This is a genomic window from Pseudomonas sp. W2I6 (genome assembly GCF_030815935.1).
Classification (GTDB): domain Bacteria; phylum Pseudomonadota; class Gammaproteobacteria; order Pseudomonadales; family Pseudomonadaceae; genus Aquipseudomonas.
The window spans coordinates 2577204-2596229 of the sequence record NZ_JAUSXJ010000001.1 but is presented as its reverse complement, the minus strand read 5'-3'; the positions used below and the strand labels follow the sequence as shown (position 1 = coordinate 2596229).

Here is a 19026-nt window from a genome sequence, read left to right as displayed (position 1 = left end):
ATTGTTATGGAGTGCTCGTGATATCAATTGCCGTGTAATCGTCAGCGCAACAGTCGAAGCAGTGCTCCGCTGATGATTGTCGCAGCTCTGCAGTGATCCGGGATAATCAGGTGCCGCTGAAACGCGCCGGTCGTCGCTCCATGAAGTGCGCCACGCCTTCTTTGAAGTCGTCGCTCTGGATGCTCAGGAACATCTCCCGGTTAGCCTGCGCGATGGATTCCGTGAGTGTCTGAAAAGGCGATTCGCCTAACTGCTGCTTGATGACTCGCACAGAACGAGGCGAGACATTGATTGCCAGTTCTTCGGCGTATTTCAGTGTTTGCTCCAACAGGTTGGCTGGGGAAAAAAGCCTCTCGACCAGACCCATGCTCAATGCTTCCTGCGCTGTCACCTTGCGTGAAGAGATCAGCAAGTCAGCGGCGTGGCCTGGCCCGACAATGCGCGGCAGCAACCAGGCAATGCCGTGTTCAGCAATCAGTCCGCGCTTGGCGAAAGCCGTGGAAAATACCGCCGTTTCACTGGCAAAGCGCATGTCGCTGTACAGGGCCAACACCAACCCAAGTCCCGCGGCTGCGCCGTTGATCGCACTGATTATGGGTTGTCGCACGCCAGGAAAATACGAATAACGGCTTTGATAGTCCGCGCGCCGGTTCATGTCATAGGCACGCATCCAGGCCATTTCACTGATGTCGTCGGGTGGCAGCACCTCAAGTTCATCAATGTCCATGCCTGCGCAGAATGCCCGACCGTTGCCGGTCAGCACGATGACCCGAACGCTGTCGTCGCGATCCAGTTGAGCGAAGGCTTCACGCAGTTCAGCCTCCATCACCTTGGTCAACGCATTCATTTTGTCCGGACGCATCAGTGTCACTACGGCAACGTGCTCCCGGGTACCGAAGCGGCTGAGTTCGATTTGCTTGAAACTCATGATTTTTCCCTCCCACTGCTGACGGGCATTTGAATGGCCCGTATCTCCACAAACTCCTCGATGCCGTACTTCCCGCCTTCACGGCCCAGACCGGAATCACCGAAGCCACCGAAGGGGGCCGCCGGGTTATACGGCGCGCCATTGACGTCGACCTGTCCTGCGCGCAATTGATGGGCGAGCCTCAACGCATGATCGATCTGACCTGCCCATACGGCTGCGGCCAGGCCATAGGCCGTGCCATTGGCAATTTCGAGGGCTTGCTGTTCGCTCTCATAGGTGATGACACTGAGCACCGGACCAAACACTTCCTGTTGCGCCAGCGTTGACTGAGGCGGGACGCGACCGAAAATCGTCGGGGCAATGAAGTAACCGTCGGTAGGCACCTGTGCTCGGCTGCCACCGGCAATCAGGTCCAGGCCTTGAGACTCACCCTCGACGATCATCGCGTGAACGCGATCGCGATGCGCCGCTGACACCAAAGGGCCCATGCGCGTGGCTGGATCCAGTGGGTCGCCTAACGTCAGGCGAGTCACGGCGTCAGCGAGCAAGACGCGATAGGTGGCGTACAACTCGATCGGCACGAGTAAACGGGTCAGCGAGTTGCACGATTGGCCCGAGTTCAGAAAGCACGACCCGACCACCTGACGCACCACACTTTCAGCGGGGGCATCCGCGGAGGCGATGCAGGCTGATTTACCCCCCAGCTCCAGGGAGACACGCTTCAAGGCTTGGCCTGCCGAGGCGGCAATACGTCGGCCCACTGCGGTCGAACCGGTGAAAGACAGCAAGGCGACATCTGGATGATCGACCAGTGCCTGGCCGGTTTTGGCATCCCCCATGACTATGTTCAGTACGCCTTTGGGCAAGCCTGCGGCCAGCGCAGCTTCACCCAATGCACGAGCGGTACAGGGAGCCAGCTCGGAAGGCTTGAGTACCACGGTACAACCGGCGACTAAGGCAGCAGCGACCTTGGCCGTAATTTGGTGCAACGGGTAGTTCCATGGCGTGATCGCACCGACCACCCCTACCGGGACGTGGTTGATGGTGGAGTGTCCGAGCGGGGTGTCCGCCAGACACTCGACTGCTAGGTCAGCCGTTGCGCGCCAGGCCAGAATCGGCGCCTGCACCTGTATCCGCTGCGACAGCTTGAGTGGCATGCCAACCTCTGCGGCGACTCCTTGCGCAAGCTGCTCGACCTGCTCCTCCAATTGATTGGCGATACCGCGCACGTAGTCCGCGCGCGTGCTGACGGGCAATGTCGACCAGGACGCAAAGGCGTTTTTTGCCGCCCGAACGGCGCGGTTGATTTCCTCGCTTGTACCATGGGCGACGTGCCCCAGCTCCGCTCCGCTTGCGGAATCGTGGATTGTGGTGTTTCCGGCTGATTGCGCAGCTGTCCAGATTCCGTCGATCAGGTGATGTTGATAGGCAGTCATTGCTTGATTCCTTTGCGTGCACGCGCGTCTAGAAACGCGCTCATCAAGGTTTGTGGTTCTCCGCTGGCGTAGCATTCAAGCTGGGCGCGAATGCCTGCGGTGCAGGCATCGTCAAAGCCGGGCTGAGTCAGCGCGCGAAAGCGTTGTTTGGATAAACGGACGGCGGTTTCGGGGTGTTGTGCCAAGGTACGGGCGCGTGCCAATGCAGCGGCAATCACATCCGAGCAATCAAGCTCGGTGACCAGGCCCATCTCATAAGCACGCTGCCCACTGACGAGTTCACCGGACAAAGACAGCTGTGTGTTGTGGGTCAGGCCGACGTGCAATGACAACAAATAGGAGCCGACGATGCTGGCCAGGCCGGCTTTTACTTCCGGTTGACCGATCCGGGCATCAGGTGCGGCAATCCGCCAGTCGCCACAGAGCGCCAGTTGCATGCCGGCACCGGCGGCGACGCCATTGATGGCGACCACACAGGGTTTGTCCAGGTCGCGTACGGCCTGGTACATGGCACGTTGCGCGTTCAGCCACGGAGCAATCTGCTTCCAGTCGACGGCGCTGGCTTCTTCCAAGTCCTGGCCGGCACAAAACGCCCGGTCACCGGCACCGGTCAGGACCAGCGCTTTGACGCCCGGATCCTGATTGAGCTGCTCCAACGTGTCGATCAATGCTCTGCGCAGGTGTTGATTGACGGCGTTCAGATTGGCAGGGCGATTGAGCGTGACCAGTGCAACTTGATCCTTGATATCCACCAGGACGCTGCGCTGGTTATCGAGATGACTACTGTTCATGGTGCCTCCCGGTATTCGATAACGGCGTCGACAGCCACCACGCCTTCGGCCAGCACCATGACCGGATTGACGTCCACGCTCAGCAGATTGGCCTGGTGTTGCAGGGCGAAATTACCCAGTGCCACCGCAGCTCGGGCCAGGGCATCAACATCGAGTGCCGGCTGACCGCGAACGCCCTTGAGCACCGGGGCGATGCGCAGTCGACTGATTGCTTGCAGCGCCTGCTCCTTCGTGAATGGTGCGAGCAACGAAACGCTGTCCTTGCGAATTTCGACCAGGGTTCCACCTTCACCGATCAGCACCAGTGGGCCGAACAAGGGATCGACGACGACGCCAAGCATGAATTCATGTAAGCCCTTGACCGAGCGGGCCACGATCAGTTGTCCATGGGGGATACCCAGTTTGTCCAATGCACCCAGGCACAGGCGCGCCGCCTCCTGCGCTGCTTGCGGATCGGCGAGGTTCAGATGAACGAGGCCATGTTCGCTCTTGTGAGGGACCTGCGCTGCGCACCCCTTGATGACGACACGGCCACCGAAACTGGCGGCGATACGCGCGGCGCTTTCAGGGTCATGGCACACCAGGTGCTCGACCACCGGCACGCCGGCATCCGCCAGCAATTGCAGACTGACAGCCTCATCGAGCAGGCCGGAGTACGAGTTTGGTTTCGCGGTCGAAGAGGTGGGCAGGGGAGAACCTTGCCATTGGCAATGCCGGGCATACTGACGAAGCGCCGCCACTGCATCGCTTTCGTTACGAAAGCCCGGAACACCCGCTTGCCGGAAATGTGCGCGAACATCTGCTTGCGGCGCGGTCATGACCACGGGCTTGCCAGTCTGGGACATGAACCGGGCTGTGGTTTGAGCCAGTCCTGGCACATCGTAGCCTGGGCCTGCCACGGGGATCCCGATGAGAAACATGTCCGCCTGCGGATCATCGCCAAGCGTTTTCAGAACAGCAGGAAACATTTCTCCGTTGCCGAGCAGCGCTGCGGTGAGATCCAGCGGGTTTGCCGCGCTGGCAAAGTCAGGAATCAAGCCTTTCAAGCGCTCAGTGGTAGGCAGGGCCAATTCGGTCAGTGGCAGTCCGACACGTTCAGCTGCATCGGCGCACAGCACGCCGACGGCGCCGCTGTGACTCATCACCACCGTGCGTCCGGTACTGGGAGCAAAGCCGCTCAGATACAGAGGTGCTGCATTTACCAGTTCGTGAATATCGTGGGCACGCCAGATGCCGTGCTTCTCGAGGAAGGCATCGAGGGCGCCGTCCTGACCCACCATGGCTCCGGTATGGGAGGCAGCAGCGGCAGCGCCTTTGTTACTCACGCCGCCTTTGAGCAGCACAATGTGAGTGCCGTTTTGACGAGCTATGTGTGCGGCCTCGGCGAGCAGCAGCGGATTGGAAATGGTTTCAACGTACACCAGAATCAGGCGAATGTGCGGGTCATCCACCAATAGTCGAGTCAGCTCCGAAACGCCCAGGTCCGCGTCATTACCGGTGGCGGCCAGGTAGCGCACGCCGTAACCCTGTTCACGCAACATCGCGTAAGGCATGACACTCGCCGCGCCACTTTGACTAACAATTGCGATAGGCCCGTCCGCCGGAGGCACTTCCATGAACATGGTGCTGAAATTCAACACCGCACCGTTGGCAAAGTTGGCGAAGCCCTGAGCGTTGGGTCCAATCAGGCGCATGCCATGCAGGCGGGCAAATTCCACCAGTTCATGTTGCAATTGGCGACCGTTCTCGCCCGTCTCGGCAAAGCCTGAGGCCATGACCACCACGGTTGCGACGCCGAGCTTTGCGCAGGCCTTGATGGCTTCTACGGCTGCTAGACCCGAGACCGCGATAATGGCCGCCTGCGGGATAACGTCGAGTGCGCCCAGATCGGCATAGCAGCGCAATCCTTGAACTGATTCGCGCTTGGGATTGATGGGCAGAATGCGGCCGGCGTAACCGAATTTGCGCATGTAGTGAATGGGCCTGCCACCCACTTTGTTGGGATCGTCCGACGCGCCAATGATGGCGACGCTTGAAGGGTCAAACAGCGACAGCGCTGTTGAACCGATTTTATTGTTATGGGCCATGGGGGCTCTCGATTCTGAGGGTTGGCTTCAGGTCTGAATCGAGTCTAGGGAGGGGGGGTGGTATCCGGAAGAGTCATATAGACGATATCAGATACATCAAAAAGTGATGGATTAGACCGCGTGTGTCGTTTATGTTTCGACCCCTGGAACCGGGGCGACGAGGACGAGACTATGAATCTCAAACAACTGCAAAGCGTGCTGCTGATGGACGAGCTCGGGTCTATTTCCCGAACAGCGGTCGCGCTGGGCACCGCCCAATCGCTGGTCAGTCGCCAACTGGCGCAACTGGAGATTGAGTGGGGCGATCAGTTATTCGTGCGCACCGGGCGAGGCCTGATAGTGTCGGACTTCGGGCGGCTTGTGCTACCTGAAATCCGTTTGTTGCTCGCGCAGGCTGAGCGCCTGGAAACATTGGTCAGAGAGTCCTCGGGCGTACCGGCAGGAACTGTGCACATCGGCGTCCTGCCATCGATGTCGCGCAAGTTGCTGCCCATGCTTTTCACCGAACTGCAAACCCATGCCCCCGGCGTACGCCTGCATGTGGTCGAGGGATTCAGCGGTGACCTGGATGAGCAATTGGCGGCAGGTTCCCTGGACCTGATTGTCGTGAACCGGTACGGCATATCCAACCTTCGTGACGAAGAGACGTTGGGAGTCGTTGATACCTACTTTGTGGGTAAGGCCGGAAGCCTTACTGGAAATGGAGAACCGATTGCGTTTACTGCGTTGTCGGGTTTTCCGCTGATTTTGCCCTCTCGGCCAAATGGTTTGCGGACAACACTCGACCAACTGGCGCGTAAACATCAGGTCGCTTTGAACGTCGCTATCGAGGTCGACACGTTGAACGCAATGAAGGATGTCGCGGCTGTTGGGGGCGCGTTCACGATCCTGCCTTTTTTGGCAGTACAGGACGATGTCGAACGCGGATTGCTGGACGCTGTGAGGATCGACAAACCGGAGATTAAAAGAACGATTGCCTTGGCGTTCACTCACCAGCATCCGTTATCCAAAGCGGCCAGAGTCGTAGGGGGGTATGTCCGTGAGTTGTCCCAATCGCTTCTTGCTTAGGGATGCGCCTGGTCCTGAATCTGGTGGCCATTGCGAGCGGGATCATCTACGAAGTACTACTAAATGGTGCTTTGGATTAGTTTTGTCATGTGCTGATCACTTGATTGTTAGAGAGGGCGACACATTCGCATTCACTTTATAAAGATGTGTTAGCGCTTCCGCTTTTCGCTTGTCTTTGAACCGCATGTAGCTAAATGTGTCAGAGATGATGAAAAAACCAACCCCTGTGGAAGCCATCGTGCGCTTTAAAAAGAAAAGCCTCGTTGCTGTCATGTCCTGCGTAATGATGCTCGCCGCTGTACCATTACTTCCTGCTGAGCTGTCCATCATGGCTTCTGCCTATGCCAAAGATGGTGGTGGTGGTGGTGGTGGTGGTGGTGGTGGTGGTGGTGCTGGTGCTGGTCACTCGGCGAGTTCCAGTAGCAATATAGGCCTCGCTGAAGGCCATGAGACCGATCATGAAGGCAAGGCCGTTCGAGATCACGGTGTGAGTGGTAATCAGATTGGGCGCGACCACAAAACTGATCGTGGTCACGGCGTCGCAACTTCGGGTGTAGCGCACTCTAAAACAACACAAGGGTTGTCAAAGGCCACGGCGATCTCGGCCACTACGCCAGGAGATCACAACGATAAGGGGTTGAGTAACGCCAGCACCTCAACCTCCAAATGAAGTACGTAGTAATACTCTTCGTTATTTCTGGGTCTTTCCTGCTAGGAGGCTGCGTGCCTATCTGGGACGACGGAGGAGGGTATGGTCGTGACCGTGACAGGGGCTCTGATCAGGGGCGGAGATATGATCAGGGCGACGATAATGATCAAGGTCACGACCGTGGCTATGATCGTCGAGACAACGATCGACGGTACGAGCGCAATCTTGGTCGTGATCGAGACGACAGAGACGATTAACATTGGCATACATGATGTCGGCGCCAGAACTGCCCGGTATATACCTGGCCTGGCCCATTCAGGGCCCGGACACGTCTGCGGTGATGCGATCTGCATTAGGAGTGAGTGAGGAAGGGCGTCGAGCCCCGCGACTTGCATGAGTCCAATCTGTAGATGTTCGGCCCTATGCAGGTCTGTACGGCCCTAGCAGTACTGAGCGGCTTTGACGATGATTTTAGGGGTGGTTCGGGCTTGGGCTTATCCATCGTCAAACGTGTTGTAGATCACCTTCGGTGGGGTGTTCAACATGAACCTACCTAAATGGCGGTAGCCGTTTCACCTTACAGCCTTCAGATGTTATGTAGTTTTCCAGCGACTGTAGAGAAGCGTCGCATGCGTACAGGTGATCCTATCTGAAGTTGGCCCGTGCCCCCACCATCAGCAAGAGCACCCAATGAAAAGCATCCTTGAACACTTGCGTCGTTGGGCCAAGAATCTCAAGCGCCAAACCATGGTTCTCTGGTTTCGTTATCAGCATCCCCAAACTCCGTGGCTTGCGAAGTGGATTTCAGTTTTTGTTGTGGGCTATGCGCTTAGCCCTATCGACCTTATTCCTGACTTCATTCCGGTGCTAGGGTATCTGGATGACGTAATCATATTACCGCTTGGTATTTTGCTCGCAATTCGATTGATGCCAGCGCATGCTTGAGGCAAGTCAACTGAAGGCAAATGAGTGGGAACAAAACCATGTGAGGCGCCCCGTGAATAAAATTGCGGCCGCGCTGATTGTATTGATTTGGCTTGCCATCGCTGCCGGCGTTTGGTGGTTTTACATTCGCTGGGTCTGATTTGATTCAAGCTGGCAGCGGCAAGTTGCGTATGAATTACCCAGGATTTTGTAGACACCTCTATACCTTATGAACAGAACCCAATAGCCTGCCTCGGAGTTACGTCTTTTTGGCTCTTGAAACGTCCCAATAATAAGTCAAGAATTGAGTCTTTCCCTGCTTCGGAAATAAAATAAATCCCCTAGATTTCAATGGGTCATACGCCGGACGCGAGTCTCGTTTCCCGCTCCAATTATTTTTCTATAGACTTCCATTGAAGTATTTAGAAACTGAAAAAAGAGGCTTCGGCCTCTTTTTTCGTTCCAGTAAGTTCTTCTCGGAAGTACTGGCAGCCAAATTTTTTTAGTACATCGTTTAGTACATTAATTCGGCGCTTGATAGATCACTTTTTCGTGGAATTCGTTTCGCTGGAAACCGTACAAATCTCCTCTATTCAAACGAGACGACAAAGCATTCCGATATCGGATTTGAAATGCACCGGGCTGTCCTGGATCTTCCAGTCCATACCCGCTTCGCGCTGCCAGATTTCGATGGGTTGTTTTGGAGAAAGGCGACTACCCAGACCGTGCCAGGGAGTTGCGCCAACATAAGCCATTTGTTCAATGAGATGAGCCATGGGAATAGGTCCTTTGACAAAGGGGGAGCCCCTGTTTGCATGAGAAACAGGGGCTGACTCGAATGAGTTAGCGATTAGCGCTGAAGCTGTAACCGCACTCTAGGCATTGATAGTTATTCAGTACCTTGTCATCGATCTGTTCACCGAGCGTGGCCCCGGCGATACCGCCAGCGACCCCTCCAAACAACCCCCCTAAAATCGCCCCAGCGACGCTCCCGATCGCGATGCCTATTGGGCCTCCGGCGACACCTAAAACAGCTCCAGCTTCGGCGCCGGACAGAGCGCCAGCTGTACCACTGGCGGCGCCGCCTGCGGCACCGATCAAACCGCCTGCTTGTTTCCCAATATTTTTCGTGACGATGCGTCCAGAGTTACAACTTGGGCAAGGGCTATACATACGCAGATCCTCTCAAATGATGAGCGTGCTAAGCGAAGTGCAGGCACGCCAAAATCCCAACTGCAGTCGATACAGGTGGGCGTTCATAGAGGTGATATAGGTCTGAAATATTTTTGATTATCCACGGGCGCACAGCCAATGGTCATACAGAATGGACGGTGGAAAGGCACTGGGCTGACCTGCGCGGCCTGGCAAGATCAGCAGTTGACCAGTGCGACACTCGAGCCGGAGGGAGTATGAGGCAAACCCGCCCTACAACTGACCGCCTATCGGGTCTCTCGGACCAGAAATCCATTGATAGCGCCCAGCTTTACGACAGTAAAGACTCAGGCTAAGGTGCTGGCATAAGGGCATGATTTTCTAGCATTTGTCCATGGGAAGTTCTTGATTCGCCGTAGTGAAACTACAGCGCTCCCATCCCGAATTTGTTGTGCCCCGAAAAATGCGCCGAGCGAGGTACTGTCATTGATCGCCAGCGGGATTGGCGATTGATGCATCAATGTGAGTGCGTCGGTCGTCCTGAAAATTCAAACCCATGGTCTGCGGGTATTTGGATTTTAGTTTGCTGAGCTGAAACGACGACGGTACTCCGTCGGCGTGAGGCCAACGACCTTTCGGAATCGCGACCGGAAGGTCACCGCAGACCCGAATCCGGAAAGAAATGCCGTTTGATCAATCGATGTCTCGCTCTCCTCAAGCAATGCACGCGCTCGATCAATACGAGCGGTCAGAAGCCACTGTAAAGGAGTAGTACCGGTCTGTTCTCGAAATCGCCGAGCAAAGGTGCGGGAGCTCATGTTGGCGCGAGCCGCAAGACTATCGACCGTGTGCGAACTGTTCAAATTGTCCCGTATCCATTCGATCAAGGGCATCAAGCTCGTAGGAGAGCCTGGAAGCTCCTGACGAATAAACTGGGCCTGACCACCATCACGGTACAGTGGCGCGACCGCTAGACGGGCAGTGTTTGCCGCAACAGTCTGACCAAAATCGCGTCGCACGAGATGCAAACACATATCTAATCCTGCTGACGCACCCGCCGAAGTCACGATGCTACCTTCATCAACGAATAGAACATTAGGTTCTACTGTTATCTCTGGGTGAAGCCTGGCCAAGTCCTCGGCGAAGCGCCAATGCGTCGTGACGCGCTTTCCGCTTAGAAGACCGCTCGCGGCAAGGATAAAAGCTCCTGTGCAGATTGACGCTAATCTTGCACCACGAGCATGTGCCTCGCGAAGAGCAATTCTTACCGCCTCTGGAACCTCTCCAAACGGGTCTTCACACCCGGGAATGACAATGGTGTGGGCCAGCTCAAGACGGTCGAGGCCGTACCGCACATTCATATCAAAGCCAGTGGCCCGAATTGTCCGTTCGGGTGCGCACACCTCCACCTCGTAAGCTTTGCTCCCGTCAACCTGAGAAGCCAAAGCGAAAACCTGATAAGCGATACCAAAGTCCAACGGCACCACGTCATTCAATACCAGAACCGCAATTTTATGCACGCCGTCGACCTCCGCTCTCACAATCAAAATAACTGGCAGAAAACGATCGCTTGATGTCATTTAAGCCACTCACGTGCAGCGTCCGGCAGGAATACTCTTTTAGTCAAGTACGACGAGAGGAGACGGTAATGTCTGATGAGATGAGCAATGAGAGTGAAGGCCGCCAACTGCAGATTGGCATGGTGATTTTTCCTGGTTTCACTCTGCAGGACTTGGCCGGCCCACAGACGGCATTAGGCCTTCATGCCAAAACCCACATAATCTGGAAGACCATGGAGCCCGTTCCCACGGATATGGGCGTCACCATGAACCCCACGATCACGATTGATGACGTTCCAGATAACCTAGACGTGCTGTTCGTCGCAGGTGGCGGAGGAACCCCTGAAATCATGAAGGACCGGGAGTTGCTCGATTTCATTGCTCGCGCAGGACAGACTGCCACCTATGTAACCGCCGTATGCACAGGCTCTGTACTTCTTGCTATGGCGGGACTATTGGAGGGCTACCGTGCAGCAACCTATTGGCCTTTCTACGAACCCCTCATCGCACTGGGTATCGAACCGAGCTACGAACGGGTATGCGTCGACAGGAACCGAATCACAGGTGGCGGTGTAACGGCAGGTATCGACTTTGCGCTGAAGGTCATCGCCGAGCTTAAAGGCCAGGATGCGGCAGAGTTTACGCAGCTGGTGCTCGAGTACGACCCGCAGCCGACAATGAACTCGGGGAATCCACGTACCGCGCGGCCGGAGATCGTCGCACAGATAAAGGGTCTGTGGGGGCGAACTGACGAGGCTGTGAGAGTCGCGAATGAGCATATGAAGCGTCGAGCGCAGTTATCAAAACTAGCTCCCGCGTGATCGTTGCTCTGTAACGTTGTTCTCGGCGGACCTTGGTCAGTCATTTCTGCGCCATGCCGCGGGGTCGCTCTAGGGGCAAGTCCTGAGCTGTAGTCATCGCCAAACAAAAAGCCCCTGCACTCCTACATGCAGGGGACTTGCCGTGGGAGTACCTGAAAATTGGGGGCTCGCGCAGCTAGATCTGAATGCATCGATCCTACGCCAGGGAGCGAGCACTCGTTTTAATAACCATTGTGGTGATCGCAGTACGTGGTGCTGAGCGGCTCTAAAACTTGCACATTTCACTAAATAGCTCTCGAGGATTCAACATGACTCCGCATATAAAACCAGTCGCCACAACTGAGTACGACGATGTAATTCAGGCAGCTCAAGCTTATATTGACGGTTATCGCTCTGGGGACATCGCTGGAATTGAGAAAGCCTTCCACGAAGACGCGATAATGTGGGGCTACACCGGCGATGAGCTGCTTCAAGGTCCAGCTGTTCCGGTATTTGCGAGTTTCTTCAAAGCACTGGGTGCTTCACCGAACACCCGCAGTCGCCTGGACATCTTGGCTATCGCACCCACAGCTGCAGTTGTCCGAGTGGACATGGAGAATGACGTTTTGGGCGCGAGCTTCCACGACTTTCTTTCGCTGCTCAAGATCGACGGTCAGTGGAAAATAATCTCGAAGATATTCCAACGATACGCCTAAGCAAGCGACGGAGTCGCATCGGCTAAATTTAGCCCGCCAGATGCAAGATCCTCTTCCTCTAAACCGATGCTAAAAGGCTTGAGCGCGCTAACCTGAGGTGCATCGCAACCAGACAAGGGTCGCGCGCGAGGTCACCTGAGATAAGCCAACAATTTTTTTGTGTTACACGCACGAAGGTAGCTAAGGCAAAAAAATTCTTTGCCTTAGCTTCATGCCGAATCTACTCAATAAACGCGGCCAGCGAATCCGACGACGTGGCTGGCGGCGTCGCCCAGTTTAAACGCTCGTCACGGTCAGCCACTTTCTTCTACTGGCGCCTCATCGTTGAAACTATCGATTCATTTTGCGTCATCAGCCATATTTAAAGCTCGCGCGGTGGCCTCAACCTTGATCGATTCCTTCTCGCCGTTGGCGTTCTCTACCGTAAGCTTCACAAGCACCTGGTCACCTTCTTTTACCTGTTTCATCAGGTCAATAAGCATAATGTGATAGCCGTGGGGATCCAGGATGACTGCTTTGCCAGCAGGCAAGGCGACGAACTCTACTGGTTGCATGCGCATCACGTCGTTCTTGATTGTCGACTGGTGAACTTGCACGATTTTCGCCACCGGTGACTGGGCACTGAGCAGCTTGCTGTCGCTGCTTGCAGTTATCGTCATGAACGCACCAGTCGCTTGTTGTCCTGGCACTGTCGCGCGAACCCAGGCGCCCTCTACCTGCGTTTGGGCTGAAATCTGGAAAGCCAGCCCTAGTAGAGAAATCCCAAGTACGATCTGTTTAACGTGTTGATTTATATTGGTGAAATTTGGACCTGAATACATTAGCAAATCTCCATGAGTGTAATCAGATCTTCTGCACATTGTTGTGCCGAAAGTGCTTGAGAAAATCCAAGGCGTAGCGTTCCTTGGTAGTCATACACATAGCTCGTCGATGAATGAGTAAGTGTATATGTTGACCCAATCGGTACTTTCTCGTAAAACACGCCAAACTCTTTGGCTGTAGCCGCTGTTTCTTCTAGTGTTCCGTAAAGAGCGATAAATGACGGATCAAAAGTTTTTACATAGGCGTCTAGGACGGCTGGTGAATCCCGCTCGGGATCGAGCGTAATAAAGATAACCTGAAGAAAGTAGCCGTCCTTATCCATCATTTTTTTGATTTTAACTGCACGAGCCAAGGCGGTGGGGCAGACTGCCGGACATTGAGTGAATCCAAAAAAAATCATGGGCATCACGCCTCGATAGCTTGAAAGCGTTCTTACCTCGCCGTCGGTGTCTTTTAGCCGGAATGTGCGCCCAAGAATTTTATTGCTTAAGTCTTTGCCGTATTTGTACGATAGCTCACCTCGGGTATCGCATCCTGCCAGCATGCCGATACCTAGAAGTCCCATACCTGAAATCACCTTGCGGCGAGTCAACAAAACGCTCATTGATTCAAGCCTCTTTATACGAAAAAACCACAAATTGGATTAGCAAGTCTTCTTTGAATTATTACTTCATACATTGATCATGTGCTGCCGATGGATAATGCATCGGTTCAGGTCGAGCTGATCACTAGTGCGATTGAATTGAGGGTGTTGTCTCTAATGCTTTTGACGGCGCCTCAACTGTAAAACGTGGTTCGTCTAACTAGGCATTCGCGAAAAGGAGATGTAAGTTCCCCAGTCACCCAACTAGAATGACTGCTGGAAATCAGCCCGAACTACCAAGTTCTTTAGCCCCGTAATGGCGTTCAGTCTTACTAGCAAGGTGCCTGGGGTAACTAGTCAGAGAGTCTGTAGGTAGATAAATCAGGACTACGCGTTAACGCCCCCGTCCACGCTTAACCCGGTGCCGGTGATGTGTTTAGCGCTTGGGCTTGCGATGAACGCGACCGCCACTGCGACATCCTTCCCAGTACCGTATCGGCCTAATGCTGAATGAGCCCTCATCGCATCTGCACCATCACCATCGGCTGGGTTCATATCAGTGTCCGTAGGTCCAGGATGCACAGTATTAACGGTGATGCCACGCGGTCCTAGCTCACGAGCAAGTCCTCGTGTAAAGGAAAGTAGGGAGGACTTGGACATGGAATAGATTGTGACCGATTCGAAGGCCACACGCTCCGCCAGACAGGAACCGATATTGATGATTCTTCCGCCCTCTCCGAGATAGGTAATGGCTGCTTGAGAAGCCAAGATCACTGCTCTAATGTTTACGGCGATGATCTGGTCTATCTGATCCAGCGGCATTGTCTCTAGCGGGCAAATAAAAGCGACGCCCGCATTGTTTACCAGTATATCCAACCCTCCTAAAAGCCTAGCTGCCTCATGTACAGAACGCGTAGCTGCTTGGGGATCCGCACTATCGGCCTGGATAGGGAAGGCTTTAACACCCAATCCCTCAATTTCTCTGGCCAGTTCCTCCGCCGCATCCCCAGAGCGAACATAGCTGAAAGCAATATCAGCTCCTTTTTCTGCCAACTCGATAGCGATAGCTGCGCCAATACCACGTGCAGCGCCAGTGATGAATGCACGTTTGCCTGAAAGTTCTTTCATGACTGTCCCATTAGTAGATTAGAGATTTACCGCGACCATTCGGGGTCACTAAAACCCTGAAGCTGAAGCTTAAGCGTCACTAGCGCTTTGCAAAACGACTTAGTCCCCTCGATTTACGCCATACGGTTTAGTCGAACTTGTTTCCCCTTCCGAAATTAGAATCTACTGATGAGGCGGCTTTTAAGAGGAATAGACTTTCGGTACAGCGCTGAAATGCGCCGTTGCAACGAGGACTTCGCCGAGCGCAATGAACCCTGAGGGTTAAGACACTTCAGCCTCAACCGTAACCTCATAAGCGCTAACACCCTGATGTGCGGCCAGCCGTCTGATGCTTTGAGGAGGGTGCCCGATAACTCTGATGAAGGCTCTGCGCATCCGCTCCGGATCCTTGAAGCCAACCGAGTGTGCTATCAGTTCGATCGGTTCCGCCCCACGTTCAACGCGCAGCCTCGCGACCTCGACACGCAAACGCTCCACAGCTTTAGCGGGTGTTTCCCCCGTTTCCAGCAGAAAGGCTCGACCAAATTGGCGCAAGCTGAGGCAAGCAATTGATGCCAAATGCTCTGTTGATAGCTGTTCGTTTAGATGCTCTCGCATGTAGGAAAGCACCTCCCTCATGCGATCCGTCGTCGGCTCCATATCGGTCATGGCCGAAAATTGTGACTGCCCTCCTGGCCGACGGTGGTACACGACCATGGCGCGGGCGACCTCATGGGAAACAGCATTTCCCAGATCCTCCTCAATCATGGCCAGCGCCAGATCGATTCCCGCAGAGATGCCAGCAGACGTCCAGATGCCACCATCCTTCGTAAATATATGATTGGGCTGTACCCGCACCTTCGGAAAATTGCGTTGCAGTCGTGCGGTCTGCCTCCAGTGGGTAGTAGCCCTGCGACCGTCTAACAGGCCCGCCGAAGCCAATAGAAAAGCCCCGGTGCAAACACTCGCAACTCGCCTGGTACCTTTCGCGGCCGCATTAGCGAGGTGGTCCGACACCATGGGAAGGTCATAGGGTTTGGAAAAAGCCTTACCGCCGACCACTATCAACGTATCGTACGGGCTTGATCTGATCTTCTGACTCCTTACTTCCAGACCAGACGAACTCATAACGGGACCGCCCGACAACGAGACTACCGAACAGCAGTAGGGATCTGATACCCCGATCTCTTTGGCGATTTCAAAGGCGGCCAGCGGACCACTAAGGTCCAGAATCTGAAACTCGGGAAAGACCAGGAAAGCGATGTCACGCATGGAATTAGCTTCTCCAAAAATCATTGATCCTGTTCACAATTACTATTCCCTGCCAGCCTCCTGTTGGCGATTTTCGTACTGCTTGCCTCGGATGATCCTCTAAAAGTCGTATGGCGAAAAGAGCAAAAAACCCTCAAAAAACGTCATCCTCATTTTTCGCCTCGTAGTCCCGCTTCGCTATTTGCGTTCCTGTCTGTGACATCCGTTCACCAATGCAGCATGACGGCCAAAAAGGAGGGAAGTAAGTCCTTTCTCCCGCCATAAGTGACATAGAGAATGCTCCCGTTTCTCAACGGGAGAGTCGTCATGTCTGTAAGGGCTGTCACCTCAAATCTGCTTGGCTGGAGGCGGGTGCAATGAGTACATCAAAGTCGTCGGAAGACATTCCAGCGCCAGAAAAATCGTCAAGTCGCTCGAATGTGGCTGTGTTGGCCATAGCCCAAGGATTATTCACGGCGGCCATCGCGATCGATCTCACATTGACCGGTTTGACGGGATATCAGCTTGCCCCTGATAAATCGCTCGCGACTCTGCCTTTTGCACTGATCACCGTAGCAGGCGCCATTGCGACATATTTCGCTTCTACGCTGATGCAGAAGATCGGGAGACGGCGTGGATTTGTGCTAGGTGCCTTCACCTGCGCAATAGGCGGATCGATTTCCGTATGGGCGGTCTTCCTGAACTCTTTCCGGCTATTCTGCATCGGGACAGCGGCCGTCGGTATCTTTCAAGCGTTCGCCCAGTATTACCGTTTGGCGGCGACAGATTCGGAACCTGACCACCGCAAAGCACGCGCAATCTCGTTGGTGCTTGCGGGCGGAGTGATCGCCGCTATTCTTGGGCCTTTGTTAGCGAGTTGGAGCACGAATTTATTCGCTACCCTATTCGCCGGTTCTTATTTGATGGTATGCCTGCTCGGCGTTGCCTCGGCAGCATTACTTTGGGTAGGCTATGAAGATGCACTTCCAGAATCATTGGAGCTGCATGGCCACGAACAGCCGCCACGCAAGTTACTTACAATATTTCGACAGCCAGTTTCACTAGCGGCACTCGCGAATAACGTCATAGGCGGCGTGGTGATGATGTTCATCATGACTGCAACACCGCTGGCGGCTGTCGCCAGCAATCACTCAATAAATGATGGCGCCAGCATTATTCAATGGCATTTAGTAGGTATGTACGCGCCGTCACTATTTGCTGGACGCATGATTTCCCGATTCGGATTGCCTTCGATTTTGTTCTTGGGAATTGCACTTAGTGCAGCTTGCGGATTGATTGCACATTGTTCGGACAGCTTGGCGGCATTCTATATTGCACTTCTTTTTTTAGGCGTGGGATGGAATTTTATGTTTGTGGGCGGCACAGTCTTACTGACTGCTTCGCATCATCCCTCCGAGAAGGCCAGGGTGCAGGGAGTGGCAGAGTTTATTCGATACACGTTCACTGCATTTGCAACTTTGGCCGCCGGCCCTCTATTGCAATCACTTGGCTGGAAGGGTATGAACGATATGATTTTCCCACTATTAGCGGTATGCGCTGTTATTACCTTGTGGTGGGTATGTATCGAACGCAGAATAAAAAACGCAACCAGTGAACACGTCTCGGGCAGCGAAAACCGATCGGCGACATAATTATCCGGGCGTGCCGCACACCGTTTTAAAAAACGGTATCGCTGGAGATCCAAAAAGCTTGGCGCTTTAAGAAACGCCACCTCATGTTGCTGTGAATGAGTCATCGGAACTTTTCATTCACACAACAGCTAAGCTAGAACAGAATTAATCTTGGAGTCATGATGAGCGCTAATTCCAAACCCCGCACTAGGCTGGCACTTTATTCCGCAGGTACACTTATTATTTTCGGAGTCGTTGCCTTTGGCGTGGTCGATAACTCAGAGAAAGCTATAGCACAGGACGGCCCGCCCCCAGTCCAAGAGGTAGATGTCGTGGTCGTTAAAAAAGAAACGGTTACCGACTGGCAAACTTACTCTGGCCGATTAGCAGCGGTGGAAAAAGTTGAGGTTAGGCCGCTGGTTGCAGGAACCATAACGGACGTCAACATACATGATGGCCAATTGGTAAAAAAAGGGGACACTCTGTTCGTCATCGACCCAAGACCTTACCAAGCACAAGTCGAACGAGCTAAGGGGCAGGTTGCAGCAGCTCAGGCTCGCGCCGCGTACACGAAAAGCGACTGGGAGAGGGCACAGCGCCTGATTGCCGAAAATGCAATAGCGAAACGTGACTACGATGAAAAAAACAACGCGGCATTGGAGGCCAGTGCCAATCTTAAGACTGCTGAAGCGGCGCTGGATGCAGCTAAAATTGATCTCGGCCATACCCAGATTACAGCTCCAATTTCTGGTCGAGTATCGCGGGCAGAAATAACACTTGGAAACATCGTAAACGCCGGGGCAGGCGCGGCACCTTTAACGATGCTTGTCTCTGTTAGCCCCATTTACGCAGAGTTCAACGCTGATGAGCAGACTTATCTTAAGTACATCAACAGACTCGGCAATAAGGCTACTGTTCCGGTTGATCTAGGACTTGCAGATGAGACAGGGTATTCGCGCCGGGGAGTCATCCAATCCGTAGACAATGAACTCGACACTACCTCAGGCACTATCCGCATGCGTGCACGGTTTGACAACGCTGATGGCACCATGGTCCCGGGGCTATATGCGCGTGTAAAAGTGGGCGGCAGTGAACCATACGCGGCCCTTCTTATTGATGATGCGGCAATTGGCACCGATCAAGACAAGCGATTTGTCTTGGTCGTGGGAAAAGATGACCATATTGTTTATCGCCCGGTAGCGCTGGGAAACCTACAAGGCAATTATCGCATTATCACGTCCGGACTCGAAGAGGGCGAACGGGTGGTGGTAGGCGGTATTCAGCGAGTCCGTCCAGGGGAGCAGGTTCTAGGAAAGATAATTTCCCAAAATGATGCTCAGGCTAGAAACGCTCACTGACCCACGACAGCACTAACTAAAATTCACCAGTAAATAATGAGTGTCCCTCAGGCCCTTAGGATTTATTGATCCGTGCATTGATTGTAAAACAGAGTGCATCCTTAAGCGTCCTGTTGTCTTTTTTAACCTTCAAGCAGCGCTGAGAGCAAGTAGCCGCCTCACTT

Annotated in this window: 18 protein-coding genes and 1 pseudogene; 8 read left to right on the top strand and 11 right to left on the bottom strand. The window is 54.1% G+C overall.

The window, feature by feature from the left end; all coding sequences use genetic code 11:
• Positions 1-106 precede the first annotated feature (106 nt).
• The 4 genes from QF039_RS12170 to QF039_RS12155 are packed head-to-tail and all read right to left on the bottom strand — an operon-like array spanning position 107 to position 5242.
• Positions 107-928 carry an enoyl-CoA hydratase gene (locus QF039_RS12170; protein ID WP_307518354.1) on the bottom strand — a complete coding sequence of 274 codons (822 nt, stop codon included), beginning with the start codon at positions 926-928 and terminating at the stop codon, positions 107-109.
• Positions 925-2364, bottom strand: coding sequence for an aldehyde dehydrogenase family protein (locus QF039_RS12165; RefSeq protein WP_307518352.1), 1440 nt, complete (start codon positions 2362-2364; stop codon positions 925-927). The genes QF039_RS12170 and QF039_RS12165 overlap by 4 nt, the downstream gene beginning before the upstream one ends.
• Positions 2361-3155 (bottom strand): enoyl-CoA hydratase/isomerase family protein, encoded by a 795-nt coding sequence (locus QF039_RS12160; protein ID WP_307518350.1) that lies wholly within the window; start codon positions 3153-3155, stop codon positions 2361-2363. Before QF039_RS12160 ends, QF039_RS12165 begins: the two co-directional genes overlap by 4 nt.
• Complete coding sequence (locus tag QF039_RS12155; protein ID WP_307518348.1) at positions 3152-5242, bottom strand: acetate--CoA ligase family protein; 2091 nt, start codon at positions 5240-5242, stop codon at positions 3152-3154. The genes QF039_RS12160 and QF039_RS12155 overlap by 4 nt, the downstream gene beginning before the upstream one ends.
• A gap of 171 nt (positions 5243-5413) precedes the next feature.
• On the opposite strand from QF039_RS12155, the gene QF039_RS12150 reads away from it, so the two are divergent.
• From QF039_RS12150 to QF039_RS12135, 4 genes and pseudogenes are all read left to right on the top strand, one after another.
• Positions 5414-6310 (top strand): LysR family transcriptional regulator, encoded by an 897-nt coding sequence (locus tag QF039_RS12150; protein ID WP_307518346.1) that lies wholly within the window; start codon positions 5414-5416, stop codon positions 6308-6310.
• A 238-nt stretch (positions 6311-6548) separates the two neighbouring features.
• Positions 6549-6980, top strand: coding sequence for a hypothetical protein (locus QF039_RS12145; RefSeq protein WP_307522960.1), 432 nt, complete (start codon positions 6549-6551; stop codon positions 6978-6980).
• 81 nt (positions 6981-7061) lie between these two features.
• A complete protein-coding gene (locus QF039_RS12140; protein ID WP_307518344.1) occupies positions 7062-7325 on the top strand; it encodes a hypothetical protein in 264 nt (87 codons plus the stop codon).
• 324 nt (positions 7326-7649) lie between these two features.
• Positions 7650-8043 (top strand): annotated as a pseudogene (locus tag QF039_RS12135) (YkvA family protein).
• Between the two features lie 433 nt (positions 8044-8476).
• On the opposite strand, the gene QF039_RS12130 reads toward QF039_RS12135, so the two are convergent.
• From QF039_RS12130 to QF039_RS12120, 3 genes are all read right to left on the bottom strand, one after another.
• On the bottom strand, positions 8477-8659 hold the full coding sequence (locus QF039_RS12130) for a hypothetical protein (RefSeq protein ID WP_307523081.1): 183 nt from the start codon (positions 8657-8659) through the stop codon (positions 8477-8479).
• A 67-nt stretch (positions 8660-8726) separates the two neighbouring features.
• Positions 8727-9056 (bottom strand): hypothetical protein, encoded by a 330-nt coding sequence (locus QF039_RS12125; protein WP_008436736.1) that lies wholly within the window; start codon positions 9054-9056, stop codon positions 8727-8729.
• Between the two features lie 557 nt (positions 9057-9613).
• Positions 9614-10615, bottom strand: coding sequence for a GlxA family transcriptional regulator (locus QF039_RS12120; RefSeq protein ID WP_307518341.1), 1002 nt, complete (start codon positions 10613-10615; stop codon positions 9614-9616).
• Positions 10616-10683: 68 nt separating this feature from the next.
• Between QF039_RS12120 and QF039_RS12115 the strand changes: the two genes are divergently transcribed.
• Together QF039_RS12115 and QF039_RS12110 are read left to right on the top strand one after the other, a co-directional pair.
• Positions 10684-11415: a DJ-1/PfpI family protein gene (locus QF039_RS12115; RefSeq protein WP_307518339.1), complete on the top strand. Its 732-nt coding sequence runs from the start codon at positions 10684-10686 to the stop codon at positions 11413-11415.
• Positions 11416-11723: 308 nt separating this feature from the next.
• Positions 11724-12110 (top strand): nuclear transport factor 2 family protein, encoded by a 387-nt coding sequence (locus QF039_RS12110; RefSeq protein ID WP_307518337.1) that lies wholly within the window; start codon positions 11724-11726, stop codon positions 12108-12110.
• 338 nt (positions 12111-12448) lie between these two features.
• Here the strand turns inward: QF039_RS12110 and QF039_RS12105 are convergent, their stop codons facing one another.
• The 4 genes from QF039_RS12105 to QF039_RS12090 form a co-directional block, all read right to left on the bottom strand.
• Positions 12449-12931 (bottom strand): copper chaperone PCu(A)C, encoded by a 483-nt coding sequence (locus QF039_RS12105; protein ID WP_307518335.1) that lies wholly within the window; start codon positions 12929-12931, stop codon positions 12449-12451.
• Positions 12931-13536 carry an SCO family protein gene (locus QF039_RS12100; RefSeq protein WP_016973810.1) on the bottom strand — a complete coding sequence of 202 codons (606 nt, stop codon included), beginning with the start codon at positions 13534-13536 and terminating at the stop codon, positions 12931-12933. Before QF039_RS12100 ends, QF039_RS12105 begins: the two co-directional genes overlap by 1 nt.
• Positions 13537-13902: 366 nt before the next feature.
• Positions 13903-14643, bottom strand: a complete 741-nt coding sequence (locus tag QF039_RS12095) for an SDR family oxidoreductase (RefSeq protein ID WP_177081369.1) — start codon at positions 14641-14643, stop codon at positions 13903-13905.
• 261 nt (positions 14644-14904) lie between these two features.
• On the bottom strand, positions 14905-15894 hold the full coding sequence (locus QF039_RS12090; RefSeq protein ID WP_307518332.1) for a GlxA family transcriptional regulator: 990 nt from the start codon (positions 15892-15894) through the stop codon (positions 14905-14907).
• Positions 15895-16250: 356 nt separating this feature from the next.
• On the opposite strand from QF039_RS12090, the gene QF039_RS12085 reads away from it, so the two are divergent.
• Entirely contained in the window at positions 16251-17525 is a 1275-nt protein-coding gene (locus tag QF039_RS12085; protein WP_307518330.1) for an MFS transporter, read from the top strand.
• A 161-nt stretch (positions 17526-17686) separates the two neighbouring features.
• Entirely contained in the window at positions 17687-18862 is a 1176-nt protein-coding gene (locus tag QF039_RS12080) for an efflux RND transporter periplasmic adaptor subunit (protein WP_307518328.1), read from the top strand.
• Positions 18863-19026 lie beyond the last annotated feature (164 nt).